This is a genomic window from Corynebacterium sp. HMSC065D07 (assembly GCF_001810695.1).
Taxonomy (GTDB): Bacteria; Actinomycetota; Actinomycetes; order Mycobacteriales; family Mycobacteriaceae; genus Corynebacterium; species Corynebacterium hesseae.
This window is the reverse complement of the sequence record NZ_KV802444.1, coordinates 25576-37701: the sequence shown is the minus strand read 5'-3', so window position 1 is coordinate 37701 and position 12126 is coordinate 25576. Positions and strand designations below refer to the sequence as shown.

The window sequence follows — 12126 nt, the reverse complement described above, 5'->3', positions numbered from 1 at the left end:
AAAATCAACGCACTCTAAAACCGGAAGGGCCGCTAAAGGATACAAAAGGGTATCAAGACGAAGAAAGCTCCCCACGGTCAACCGTGGGGAGCATCTATTTTGCTAGTAGCTGAGGCCGCAAGGAACCTCAGCCCAGGGAGTAATGGACTAGAAGCCCATACCGCCCATTGCGTCAGCGTCCGGCATGCCAGCGCCTGCACCAGCCGGCTCCGGCTTGTCAGCCACAACCGCCTCAGTGGTCAGGAACAGAGCCGCGATGGACGCGGCGTTCTGCAGAGCAGAGCGGGTGACCTTGACCGGGTCATTGATGCCCGCAGCCATCAGGTCCACGTACTCGCCAGAAGCGGCGTTGAGGCCCTGGCCAGCCGGCAGGGACGCAACCTTGTCGGCAACAACGCCCGGCTCCAGGCCAGCGTTCTGAGCAATCTGCTTCAGCGGAGCAGACAGTGCCTCGCGGACGATCTTGACGCCGGTTGCCTCGTCACCGGTGAGGTCGGAGAGGGAATCCAGCACCTCAGCAGCCTGAAGCAGAGCCACGCCGCCGCCGGCGACGATGCCCTCCTCAACAGCAGCCTTGGCGTTGCGCACGGCATCCTCGATGCGGTGCTTACGCTCCTTGAGCTCAACCTCGGTAGCGGCACCAACCTTGAGGACTGCCACACCGCCGGCCAGCTTGGCCAGGCGCTCCTGCAGCTTCTCGCGGTCGTAGTCGGAATCGGAGTTCTCGATCTCGGCGCGGATCTGCTTGATGCGGCCGTCGATCTGCTCCTGGGAGCCAGCACCCTGAACGATGGTGGTCTCATCCTTGGTCACGACAACCTTGCGTGCCTGGCCGAGGTACTCGAGCTCGGTGGTCTCCAGGGAGAGGCCGACCTCCTCGGAAATGACCTGGCCGCCGGTGAGGATAGCCATGTCCTGCAGGGTGGCCTTGCGGCGGTCACCGAAGCCCGGAGCCTTCACAGCAACAGACTTGAAGGTGCCGCGGATCTTGTTGACCACGAGGGTGGACAGGGCCTCGCCCTCAACATCCTCAGCGATGATCAGCAGCGGCTTGCCGGTCTGCATAACCTTCTCCAGCAGCGGCACGAGGTCCTTGATGTTGGAGATCTTGGAGGAGACGAGCAGGATGTACGGATCCTCAAGGACTGCCTCCTGGCGCTCCATATCGGTAGCGAAGTAACCGGAGATGTAGCCCTTGTCGAAGCGCATACCTTCGGTGACCTCGAGGTCAACGCCGAAGGTGTTGGACTCCTCAACGGTGATAACGGAATCCTTGTTCACGGAGCCGTTGCCCACGGTGTACATAGCCTCAGCGATCTTCTCGCCGATTGCCGGGTCAGCAGCGGAGATACCTGCGGTGGTAGCGATCTCTTCCTGGGTCTCTACTTCCTTCGCGGAGGAGAGCAGGGAGTCTACAACCTTCTTGGTGGCGGCCTCGATGCCGCGCTTGATGCCCATCGGGTTGGAACCAGCGGCTACGTTGCGCAGGCCCTCACGAACAAGCGCCTGTGCCAGAACGGTAGCGGTGGTGGTGCCGTCACCGGCGACGTCATCGGTCTTCTTGGCAACTTCCTTGACCAGCTCAGCGCCGATCTTCTCGTACGGGTCCTCGAGTTCGATCTCGCGCGCGATGGAGACACCGTCGTTAGTAATGGTCGGGGCGCCCCAGGACTTCTCCAGGACGACGTTGCGGCCCTTGGGGCCGAGGGTGACCTTGACGGCGTCGGCAAGCGTGTTAAGACCACGCTCGAGGCCGCGACGTGCCTCTTCATCGAAGGCAATGATCTTTGCCATGTGTTTGTGCTCCTTAAGCTTTGTTGAGGACGACACTCACGTCTGATCTATGACGGACGCCCGCGACGGCACGGCTGGCGAGTGTTCTCCAGCCCCAACCACATAGATGACTCTGTTTATTTCTGGCACTTGCCATGTGGAAGTGCTAGCGACCATTCTGGCACTCAGACCTAGCGACTGCAAGGTTCAACACGAACGCTATAAGCGAACGGGCGGTGCAAAAGCACCGCCCGTTAATACGAACCGCCCGCTAAATCGAACCGTCCATTAAACCGAAGCCCTAGCTCCGCTTAAGCCTCGGCCTTCTTCGCCGTCCACTTGTACGCCGCAGCAATGCCGCCAACGAAGAGGATGACGCCGACGATCTTGGCAGCGGTTCCGCCCTCGAAGATCTCCAGCGGGGACTCGCCGCCCGACGCCGCGATGATGCCGGCGTTGACCACGCCGAAGAGGGACTCACCGACGATGAGGCCAGTGGCCAGCAGCGTGCCCATGCGCTTAGCAAAGTCCGGCTTGGACTGGCGTGCCGCCCAGCGGTTGTAGAAGGCCCCCAAGATGGCGCCAATCGGAACCACAATCGTGATGGCCGCCGGCAGGTACATGCCCATGCCCACCGCCAGCGGGGACAGGGAGTACTTGTCGGTGAAGTGGCGCAGGCACTCGTCGACGATGATGATGACGGCGCCGATCGCCGCACCCAGACCGATGAGATCCCACGGCAACGAGTTATCAAAAATACCGGATGCCACCGAGGACATCAGCGCGGCCTGCGGTGCAGCCAGTGCGTCCTCACCGGCGCCCTCCATGCCCTGGAAACCAAAGCCGGTGAGCATGACCTGCAGAATCGGCGGAATCACCAAGGAGCCGAAGAGGACACCGATGATGAGCGCTACCTGCTGCTTCCACGGCGTCGCGCCAACCAGCTGACCGGTCTTGAGGTCCTGCAGGTTGTCATTGGAAATCGTCGCAATGCCGAAGACGATGGCCGCGGTAAACAGCGTGTAGGCCACCAGCGAGAGCGGCTCCGCATCCGTACCGCGCGTCACGGCGGCAATCAGCAATGCGGCGGTGATGACCGCGATGATGCCGATAGATGAGATCGGCGAGTTGGACGCACCAATGAGACCAGCCATGTAGCCACACACCGACGCGATAACGAGGCCCACAAGCAAGGTAAAGAGTACGGAGACCGTGATGAGGACGGCCATGTGGTCATGAATATCGGTGCCGCGCACGAAGTTCCACAGCAGCAGTCCAATCGGGACCATGAGAAGAAGGATCGTGCCAACGACATACGGTGCCGGAATATCGCGCTCCTCCACCGCCACCTGGTGGCCGTCCTTGCGGTTACGGGAGGAAGCGAAGGACTCAGCCATGCCCTTGACAATCGGACCGGAAATCTTGATCAGCGTCCAAATGGCGGCGATGGCCATGGTACCCACGCCGATGAAGCGGATCCTGTCGGAGAAGACCGTGTCGACGGTGTCCATGATCGTGGCCGGGTCACTCAGTGCCTCCCCACCGGTGAGGATGGGAAGCAGGATGAGGTAGGAAATGACCACGCCGACGAGCATGGCGATACCCACCGCCAAGCCCACGAGGTGGCCCACACCGACCAACGCCAGGGACAGGGAGGTGCCGAGCGTCGTCGCACCCGAGCCCAGCTTGAAATAGGTGGCCACCTCAGAGGCTGCAGCCTTCATCGCGGCAAGCAAAGCCATGACGGCGGAAAGGATGCCACCAAAGACGATGACGCGCAGGCCCTTCGCGTTTTCCTCGTGCGCGGCCTCGCCGTCCTCGCCGGAGCTATCGCCCACCTTGAGGACCTCGGCCGCGGCCACGCCCTCCGGGTAGGGCAGATCGGAGCCCGTCACCAGCGCACGGCGCAGCGGGATGGAGTACATCACGCCGAGCACGCCACCGATGGCGCACACCGCGGCGGTATCGACGAAGGAGAAGCCCTGCCAGTAGCCCACCATGACCAGGCCGGGGAGCACGAAGATGATGGCGGACAAAGTGCCGGCTGCCGACGCGATGGTCTGCACAATGTTGTTCTCTTTGACGTTGTGCCCGGCGAAGCGGCGCAGCACCGCCATAGAAATCACGGCAGCGGGAATGGACGTGGCAAACGTCAGACCCACCTTGAGGCCCAGATACACGTTGGCGGCGGTAAAAATGAGAGTGATGAGCCCACCAATGATGATGCCCCGGAGCGTGAGCTCGCGAACCGTGGACTGGGAACCTTCGGCGGTGGTAGTCGCCATGTCAGGTCCTTTCTAAAAGAATTTGGACTAGAACCATGAATACATTACTACCTAACGCTCGGCAGGCCGATTCGAGGATGCGAGTAGGTTGGAGGGCATGAGCAACATTTCTGAGTTTGTCAGCAACGACCGCGATACGATTTTCCAGCAACTCAAGGAGCTCGTCTCCTTCAATTCCGTCCACAACGAGCCGGGCCTCGAGGACCAGCCCGCGAAGGCTGCCGAGTGGGTTCAGGCCGCGCTTGTCGACGCCAACTTCACCCCCGAAGCCATCACCACCGCTGATGGTTCCACGGCGATCGTCGCCAAGCGCCCCGGCAAGGAGGGCGCGAAGACGGTGCTGCTGTACTCGCACTACGACGTGGTTCCTGCCGGAAACCCCGACGCGTGGGACTCCGATCCTTTCACCCTGACTGAGCGCGAGGGCCGCTGGTACGGCCGCGGCGCCGCGGACTGCAAGGGTAACGTGGCCATGCACCTCGCCGCGCTGCGCGCGCTCGACGCTCACGGTGGAACCGATCTCAACCTCACCGTGCTCATCGAGGGCTCTGAGGAACGCGGCGGCGAGGGCCTGTCCGCGCTCATCGAACAGCGCCCGGAGCTCTTCGCCGCCGACGCCATCCTCATCGCCGACGCCGGCAACGCCAAGGCAGGCGTGCCGACCCTGACCACCTCCCTGCGCGGCGGCTCCCAGATCAACGTCAAGGTCTCCACCCTCAACTCGGCTGTGCACTCCGGCCAGTTCGGCGGCGCGGCTCCCGACGCCGTCAAGGCCCTTATGCGTGCGTTGGATTCCTTAACGGATGAGTACGGCCGCACGACTATCGACGGCGTCGATTGTGAGGGCACCTGGCCGCTGGCCGAGGGCCAGGACACCGCCTACCGCGAGGAGGATTTCCGCGCCGACGCCCAGATGCTCGAGGGCACTGAGATCATGGGCGCGAAGGATCCGGCAGGCGCCACCGCCATCGCGGACATGATCTGGGCCCGCCCCGCCGTGACCGTGACCGGCTTTACCTCCACCCCGGTCTCCGAGGCGGTCAACGCCGTGCCCGCTACCGCCGAAGCCAACATCAACCTGCGCACCCCCGCCACCATGGATCCCCGCTCCACCGCGGAGGCAGTGGCCGAGCACCTGAAGAAGCACATTCCGTGGGGCGCGCACATCGAGGTCACCATCCTCGAGGCCAACCTGGGCTTCGAAACCGATCCGTCCAAGCCCGCCGTCGCCCTGCTCGGTGAGTGCCTGGGCGAGGCCTACGGTTCCGAGACCATCACCCAGGGCATGGGCGGCTCCATCCCGCTGACCGTGGAGCTGCAGGAGAAGCACCCGAACGCGGAGATTGCGCTCTTTGGTGTCGAGGAGCCGCAGTGCACCATCCACTCCGCTAACGAGTCGGTCGACCCGACTGAGATTGAGAAGATTGCGATTGCTGAGGCTCTCTTCCTCCAGCGTTTCGCTTAAGCGGAACTATCCCGCCCGGCAGAGCCATCCGCCGGGCGCGGGCTCGCTTTCTTCTGGATGCGTTGGTGGCGACGTGGTGGAACGCCAACAGGAGACACAGATATAACTGTATGAAACGAAAATGTGAAAATTGGGATTTCAGACTGTATCGTGAGCATTAGTGAACGCCCGCCGCTGCGGTGGGTTTTGCCCAGTCCCCGACAAGGAAAGGACGCCACGCAACCTCGTGCTCACTCTCTTCAGCGCCTTGGTACTTACTACCATCGCCGCTCCATTCCTCCTTTTCTATCTCGGCCGCCGCGCCTTCGGCCTCCTTGCCGTCGTGCCCGCGGTGGGCTTCTTTTGGGTGCTCCAACAGCTCACCACCGGAACGCTGCGCGACGGCAACCAGCTGGCATACGACCTCAACTGGATGCCCGCCGCGCACCTAACGATTAACCTGCGCATGGACGCGCTTTCCGCGCTGTTCAGCCTCATCATCCTGGGAGTAGGCGCGCTGGTCTTGCTTTATTGCTGGGGCTATTTCGACCATTCCCGGCGGCGCCTCGCCCTCTTCGGTGGCCAGATGGTGGGCTTTGCCACGGCCATGTATGGCTTGGTCATTTCCGATAATTTCCTGCTGCTCTACGTCTTCTGGGAAATCACCTCCCTGCTGTCTTTCCTCTTGGTGAGCTACTACGGCGAGCGTGCCTCGTCGCGTCGATCAGCGCAGCAGGCCCTCATGGTGACCGTTCTGGGCGGCCTCGCCATGTTGGTGGGTATCACCCTCCTCGGCCGCCAGACCGGCGCGTGGTCTTTCAGCGGTATCGCCGCCACCGAAGACCTCGCCAACACCCCCTACCTCACCGTGGCCATCGTGCTGATTCTCTGCGGTGCGCTCTCCAAGTCCGCCATCGCCCCGGCCCACTTCTGGCTGCCCGGCGCCATGGCCGCGCCGACCCCGGTCTCTGCCTACCTGCACTCCGCGGCGATGGTGAAGGCCGGCATCTACCTCGTCGCGCGCCTTGCCCCCTCGGTGCATGACATTTCTACCTGGCACCTCGTGGTCATCCCCCTTGGCGCTTTCACCATGTTGCTCGGTGGCTGGATGGCGCTCAAGCAGCGCGACCTGAAGCTGGTTCTGGCCTACGGTACCGTCTCGCAGCTGGGTTTTATCACCGCCATCATCGCCATCGGCTCCCGCGAGGCCATGCAGGCAGGACTGGCGCTGACCTTCGCGCACTCCCTCTTCAAAGCAGCGCTCTTCATGATCGTCGGCGCCATCGACCACTCGGCGGGCACGAGGGACATCGACAAGCTTGCGGGCCTGGGCAAGAAGAAACCCGCGCTGTACATCCTGGCCCTCCTCCCCGCGATGTCTATGGCCGGTATCCCGCCGCTGCTGGGCTTCGTGTCCAAGGAGGCCACGCTCGAGGCGATCATGCACGAGGAGCTCTTGGTCGGCATGCCGCGCAACATGCTGCTCGTGACGGTCGTCGTCGGCTCCGCGCTGACCATGGCCTATGCGCTGCGCTTCCTCTGGGGCGCGTTCTCCTCGAAGGGGCAGGAGGAGCCCTCTGAAGCGGTAGCGAATATGCACCACATCGGCCCCTTCCTGTGGATCCCGCCGACGGTACTGACTCTGCTGACCATCTTCTTTGGTCTGCTGCCGCTGCCTTTGTCCCACGGCATCACGCAGCACCTGGACAACACCTTTGGCGCGAAGCACGCGTCCGAACTAGCGCTATGGCATGGCTTCACCATCCCGTTGCTGCTCTCCGTGGTCATCATCGTCGCCGGTTCTCTCCTGCACTGGCAGCGCCAAGCCCTCACGAAGGCCCAGTTCACCTACCCGGCCTTGGGCTCGGCCGATGACTCCTACGACGCCGTCATCAACGCCCTGCGCCAACTCTCCCTGCGCATCACCGCTTCCACGCAGCGCGGTTCGCTGCAGTTCAACCTCACGGTCATCTTTGCCACCCTCATGGTGCTGCCCATCGTCATGCTCATCCGCGGCGACCTCACCAACGTGCACATGATCGTGGCCGAGAACCCCTGGCAGGCCATCGCAGCGGTGGTCATCATCATCGCCGCCATCGCCGCCACGGTGCTGGATAACCGCCTCTCCGGCGTCATCCTGGTGGGCGCGACGGGCTACGCCTTGTCCTTCATCTTTGCGCTTCACGGCGCGCCGGACTTGGCGCTGACGCAGCTCCTCGTGGAGACCATCATTATGGTGCTCTTCATGCTCGTGCTGCGCCGCATGCCGGCGAATACCGAGTGGAAGCAGGACCCCAAATCCGGCCGCCTGCGCGCGTGGCTGGCGGTGGGCGTGGGCCTGGCCGTCACCGTGGTGGGCATGTTCGCCATCAACGCCCGGCGCGAGGAACCCATCTCGCAGTACATGCCGGAATTGGCCAAGGAGATCGGCCACGGCGCCAACACGGTCAACGTCTTGCTCGTGGACCTGCGCGCGTGGGATACCTTCGGCGAAATCACGGTGCTCATCATCGCGGCGACGGGTATCGCCTCGCTGATCTACCGCACGCAGAGTTTCACCCGCTCCTCCCGCCGCCCGACCTTGCAGGTCACCGGCCGCCGCTGGCTGGCCGCGGGCGTGGAATCAGAGAAGGCGCTCAACCGCTCGCTCATGGTGGACGTGAGCACCCACATCCTCTTCCCCTCGATGATGGTGCTCTCCCTGTACTTCTTCTTCGGCGGCCACAACGCCCCCGGCGGCGGTTTTGCCGGCGGCCTCGTGGCGGCCTTGGCGCTGATTCTGCGCTACCTGGCCGGCGGGCGCGCGGAGCTCGATGAGGCGCTGCCTCTCGACGGCGGCCGCACCATGGCGGTCGGCTTGCTGCTCTCCCTCAGCGCAGTCATCACCCCGATGCTCTTGGGCTACCCGCCGCTGACCACCGGGTACACGAAGGTCGGGGTGCCACTCATCGGTGATGTATCCCTGCCTTCGGCGCTGATTTTCGACGCCGGCGTCTACCTCATCGTCGTCGGCCTCACGCTCTACGTCCTGTCCTCCTTGGGCGCCAAGCTCGATGAGGAAGAAGAGATACGTAAGCAACGCGCCCGCGACCGCGCCCGCTCCCTGGCACGCCGGGCGAACGAGAAAGAAACCACTGCCACTGCAGAGAAAGGACGCGCCTAATGGATGCCAACCTCATGCTCCTACTCGCTGCGGGCGTACTCTGCGGCGCCGGGGTGTACTTGTTGCTAGACCGCGCCATGACCAAGATGCTGCTCGGCATCTTGATGCTGGGCAATGGTGCGAACCTCTTCATGCTCATGGCCGGCGGTAAGGCTGGCTCGCCGCCAATCGACGGCCGGACTTCCCTGCCCTATGGCGAGGAAATCGCCGATCCGCTGGCTCAGGCGATGATCCTCACGGCCATCGTCATTTCGATGGCGCTGACCGGCTTCATTCTCACCTTGGCCTACCGCCAGTACCGTTACCGCACGGCGGACGTGATTGAGGACGACACCGAGGACACCGCCATCGCGGCGATGGCCTCGCGCCCGGGCAATGCCTCGGCTGCCCCGGACCACGATGCTTCCAATGACCCGACCACCGGCCGCAACACCAAGGAAGGCGATAAGTTTGGCCCCGAGTTCTTCGAGGCTCCCGTGAAGGAGGCCACCGATGAGTGAGACCATCTCGCCCCTGGTGGATCTGTTGCTGCCGTATATCAGCTACCTGATCCCCCTGCCGATCATCATCCCGGCTTTGGCCGCCGCGCTGGCGATGCTCTTTGCGCGCAATGCCCATGCGCAACGTCGCATCGCCTTCTTCTCCCTGCTCACGCTCGCCACGGTGAACGCCGCGTTGATTTTCATCGCGGATACCACCGGCATTCAGACCGTGCAGGTGGGCGGCTGGGACGCACCGGTGGGCATCACGCTGGTGGCGGACCGTTTGTCCACGGTCATGCTCTTTACCTCCTCCGTCGTCCTGTTCTCCGTGATGTGGTACGCCATTTCCCAGGGCGTGCGCGACGGCACCAAGGACGAGCCGGTGGCGGTCTTCCTGCCCACCTACATGTTGCTGACCATGGGCGTAAACGTGTCCTTCCTGGCCGGTGATTTGTTCAACCTCTACGTGGGCTTCGAAATCTTCCTCGTGTCCTCGTATGTGCTGCTGACCCTCGGCGCCTCGCCTGCGCGCGTGCGTGCGGGCGTGGGATATGTCATGGTCTCCATGGCCTCCTCGCTCATCTTCGTGCTGGCCTTGGCTTATATCTACGCCGCGGTGGGCACGATGAACATGGCCCAAATTGGTATCCGCATGGAAGATATCCCGGCGGGCACCCGCTCCGCAGTGTTCGCCGTGCTACTCATTGCCTTTGGCATTAAGGCAGCCGTCTTCCCACTGGACGCCTGGCTGCCGGACTCCTACCCCACCGCACCTTCGCTGGTCACCGCAGTCTTCGCGGGCCTGCTCACCAAGGTCGGTGTCTACGCCATCATCCGCGCGCGCACCTCCATCTTCACCGCTGGTGGGTTAGATAACCTGCTTATGTGGGTCGCGCTGGCCACGATGCTCGTGGGTATTTTGGGTGCCATCGCCCAATCGGATATCAAACGATTACTGTCCTTCACGCTGGTCAGCCACATCGGTTATATGATCTTTGGCGTTGCCCTCGGAACCGCGCAGGGCTTGTCAGGCGCCATCTTCTACGCTGTGCACCACATTCTGGTGCAGACCGCGCTCTTCCTGGTGGTGGGCCTCATCGAGCGCCAAGCCGGCACCTCTTCGCTGCGGCGCTTGGGCTCGCTGATTTATTCCGCACCGCTCATCGCCATTTTGTACTTCATCCCGGCCATGAACCTGGGCGGCATCCCGCCCTTCTCCGGCTTCCTGGGCAAGATCATGTTGATTCAGGCCGGCGCGAACGAGGGTTCCTGGATGTCGTGGGTCCTCATCGGCGGCGCTGTCCTCACTTCGCTGCTGACCCTCTACGTCATGATCCTCGTGTGGGCCAAGGGCTTCCTGCGTGATCGCAGGGATGCCCCCGAAGGCAACCTCGCCATGGCGCGGCCCTCCCCGCTCGGGGAGGTCACCGAGTACGTCGAATTGGAGGAGCGCGCCGATGTCGGCCGCGTACCCTTCGGCATGCTGGCTTCCACGTCCCTGCTCGTCATCGCTTCAGTATCGATGACCTTCCTCGCCGGCCCCATCTCCGGGGTTACCACCCGCGCGGCGACGTCCGCGCAGGATGACTCCATCTACCGCTACGCCGTGCTGGGGGATTCCGCCGAGGACCCAACGCGGCACTTGGACCCCGCCGAACGCTACGAGGAGGGCGCCGATTCGCGGAAGAACCGCAGCGAGCCCCTCCCGGATCCGGAGCCGGTGGCGCCGACAACGAGGACGTCGCCAAGCGCCACGCCTGCATTGCCCACCTCCGTGGATAAGGAAGAAAAGGAGGTTTCGCGATGAGATTCTCCGGAATTAAGCACCGCTTCCGCCCGTGGTTCATGGTGTGGATCATCGTCATGTGGTGCATGCTCATGGGCGAAGTCACCGTGGCGAACCTGGTGGGCGGGCTGATTGCCAGCCTGTTCATTGTCTTCGCGCTGCCGCTGCCGGCGATGCCCGTGGCGGGGATTTCGGTGAGCTGGGGCAAGCTGATTGTCTTCATGGCGCAGTGGTTTATAGAGCTCATGGAAGCTTCCATCAAGGTGGGCTGGCTGGCCGTGCGCCCGCAGGAGGTGCCGAAGACCGCGATTGTCAGGCTCCCGATGCGCGTGGAGAATGAGTTCGTTCTGGCGCTGGCGGTCAGCTTGTACAACCTGCAGCCGGGCGGCACGGTGTCCGATATCGACATTGCGAACCGCATGCTCACCATCCATCTCCTCGACGCCGATTCTGAAGCCCACCTGGAGCGTGAGATCGCCGCGGTGCGCAAGCTGGAGGCCGATATGATTGCCATCTTCGAAAGGAGCCACCCCTGATGGATACTGACGTGTATAACATCCTGCTCACCGTGGCCGCGGGCTTCCTCGTGGTGGCCTTCCTCATCACCACGTGGCGCATCGTCATCGGGCCCAACTCGCTCGACCGGCTCATCGCGATGGACGGGCTCGTGGCCATGTTCCAATGCGCCCTGGCCACCTACATCTGTTGGACGCTGGACACGACGGTCTCCAACGCGATGTTGGTGGTGGCGCTCCTCGGATTCATTTCGACGGTCTCCGTTACTCGCTTTAGGAAGAGGGACTCATGAGTTATGCAGTAGTTGCCGATATCCTCTCCATCATCCTCATTCTCCTTGGCTCGATACTCACCTTGGCGGCCGCGATTGGAGTGGCGCGTTTTAAGGACACGATGGCGCGCGTGCACGCCATTGCCAAACCGCAAACCACCGGGCTCATCTTCACGATTTTGGGTGCCATCATCAAGGTGACGGGTTCGGAGAGCTTCAGCGTTGCTGAGCGCGGCGACTTGGGCATCCTGGTGCTGCTTGTTCTTTTCGCCATGATCACCAGCCCGGTGACCGCGCAAAGAACCACGCGCATCGCCCGCCGTGAGGGCTTGTACGGCCCGCCGGAGTCAATGCTGCGCAATGAGGCCCCTGCCGCGCGTTCCATGCGCCGAAAGTAGGGACACGG

At 63.0% G+C, this 12126-nt stretch carries 9 protein-coding genes; 7 read left to right on the top strand and 2 right to left on the bottom strand.

The annotated features are described in order from the left end of the window. Nucleotides 1-147 precede the first annotated feature (147 nt). Complete coding sequence (gene groL / locus HMPREF2760_RS05685) at nucleotides 148-1794, bottom strand: chaperonin GroEL (RefSeq protein ID WP_070522669.1); 1647 nt, start codon at nucleotides 1792-1794, stop codon at nucleotides 148-150. Nucleotides 1795-2084: 290 nt separating this feature from the next. Then, nucleotides 2085-4058, bottom strand: coding sequence for an OPT family oligopeptide transporter (locus HMPREF2760_RS05680; RefSeq protein ID WP_070522666.1), 1974 nt, complete (start codon nucleotides 4056-4058; stop codon nucleotides 2085-2087). A gap of 97 nt (nucleotides 4059-4155) precedes the next feature. On the opposite strand from HMPREF2760_RS05680, the gene HMPREF2760_RS05675 reads away from it, so the two are divergent. The 7 genes from HMPREF2760_RS05675 to HMPREF2760_RS05645 all read left to right on the top strand — a co-directional run bounded on the left by HMPREF2760_RS05675 (nucleotide 4156) and on the right by HMPREF2760_RS05645 (nucleotide 12118). Beyond that, complete coding sequence (locus tag HMPREF2760_RS05675) at nucleotides 4156-5523, top strand: dipeptidase (RefSeq protein WP_070522663.1); 1368 nt, start codon at nucleotides 4156-4158, stop codon at nucleotides 5521-5523. Between the two features lie 226 nt (nucleotides 5524-5749). Then, complete coding sequence (locus HMPREF2760_RS05670; protein WP_070596815.1) at nucleotides 5750-8665, top strand: Na+/H+ antiporter subunit A; 2916 nt, start codon at nucleotides 5750-5752, stop codon at nucleotides 8663-8665. Then, nucleotides 8665-9165: a Na(+)/H(+) antiporter subunit C gene (locus tag HMPREF2760_RS05665; RefSeq protein WP_070522657.1), complete on the top strand. Its 501-nt coding sequence runs from the start codon at nucleotides 8665-8667 to the stop codon at nucleotides 9163-9165. The genes HMPREF2760_RS05670 and HMPREF2760_RS05665 overlap by 1 nt, the downstream gene beginning before the upstream one ends. After that, complete coding sequence (locus HMPREF2760_RS05660) at nucleotides 9158-10954, top strand: Na+/H+ antiporter subunit D (RefSeq protein WP_070596814.1); 1797 nt, start codon at nucleotides 9158-9160, stop codon at nucleotides 10952-10954. Before HMPREF2760_RS05665 ends, HMPREF2760_RS05660 begins: the two co-directional genes overlap by 8 nt. Next, nucleotides 10951-11469, top strand: coding sequence for a Na+/H+ antiporter subunit E (locus HMPREF2760_RS05655; protein WP_070522651.1), 519 nt, complete (start codon nucleotides 10951-10953; stop codon nucleotides 11467-11469). Before HMPREF2760_RS05660 ends, HMPREF2760_RS05655 begins: the two co-directional genes overlap by 4 nt. After that, on the top strand, nucleotides 11469-11741 hold the full coding sequence (locus HMPREF2760_RS05650) for a monovalent cation/H+ antiporter complex subunit F (protein ID WP_010188770.1): 273 nt from the start codon (nucleotides 11469-11471) through the stop codon (nucleotides 11739-11741). Before HMPREF2760_RS05655 ends, HMPREF2760_RS05650 begins: the two co-directional genes overlap by 1 nt. Beyond that, nucleotides 11738-12118, top strand: coding sequence for a monovalent cation/H(+) antiporter subunit G (locus HMPREF2760_RS05645; RefSeq protein ID WP_070522648.1), 381 nt, complete (start codon nucleotides 11738-11740; stop codon nucleotides 12116-12118). The genes HMPREF2760_RS05650 and HMPREF2760_RS05645 overlap by 4 nt, the downstream gene beginning before the upstream one ends. Nucleotides 12119-12126: the final 8 nt, after the last annotated feature.

Excerpts from the sequence above, each read along its gene's own strand:
- groL (WP_070522669.1), bottom strand. The coding sequence starts at position 1,794 with ATGGCAAAGATCATTGCCTTCGATGAAGAGGCACGTCGCGGCCTCGAG.
- HMPREF2760_RS05680 (WP_070522666.1), bottom strand. The coding sequence starts at position 4,058 with ATGGCGACTACCACCGCCGAAGGTTCCCAGTCCACGGTTCGCGAGCTC.
- HMPREF2760_RS05675 (WP_070522663.1), top strand. The coding sequence starts at position 4,156 with ATGAGCAACATTTCTGAGTTTGTCAGCAACGACCGCGATACGATTTTC.
- HMPREF2760_RS05665 (WP_070522657.1), top strand. The coding sequence starts at position 8,665 with ATGGATGCCAACCTCATGCTCCTACTCGCTGCGGGCGTACTCTGCGGC.
- HMPREF2760_RS05660 (WP_070596814.1), top strand. The coding sequence starts at position 9,158 with ATGAGTGAGACCATCTCGCCCCTGGTGGATCTGTTGCTGCCGTATATC.
- HMPREF2760_RS05655 (WP_070522651.1), top strand. The coding sequence starts at position 10,951 with ATGAGATTCTCCGGAATTAAGCACCGCTTCCGCCCGTGGTTCATGGTG.
- HMPREF2760_RS05650 (WP_010188770.1), top strand. The coding sequence starts at position 11,469 with ATGGATACTGACGTGTATAACATCCTGCTCACCGTGGCCGCGGGCTTC.
- HMPREF2760_RS05645 (WP_070522648.1), top strand. The coding sequence starts at position 11,738 with ATGAGTTATGCAGTAGTTGCCGATATCCTCTCCATCATCCTCATTCTC.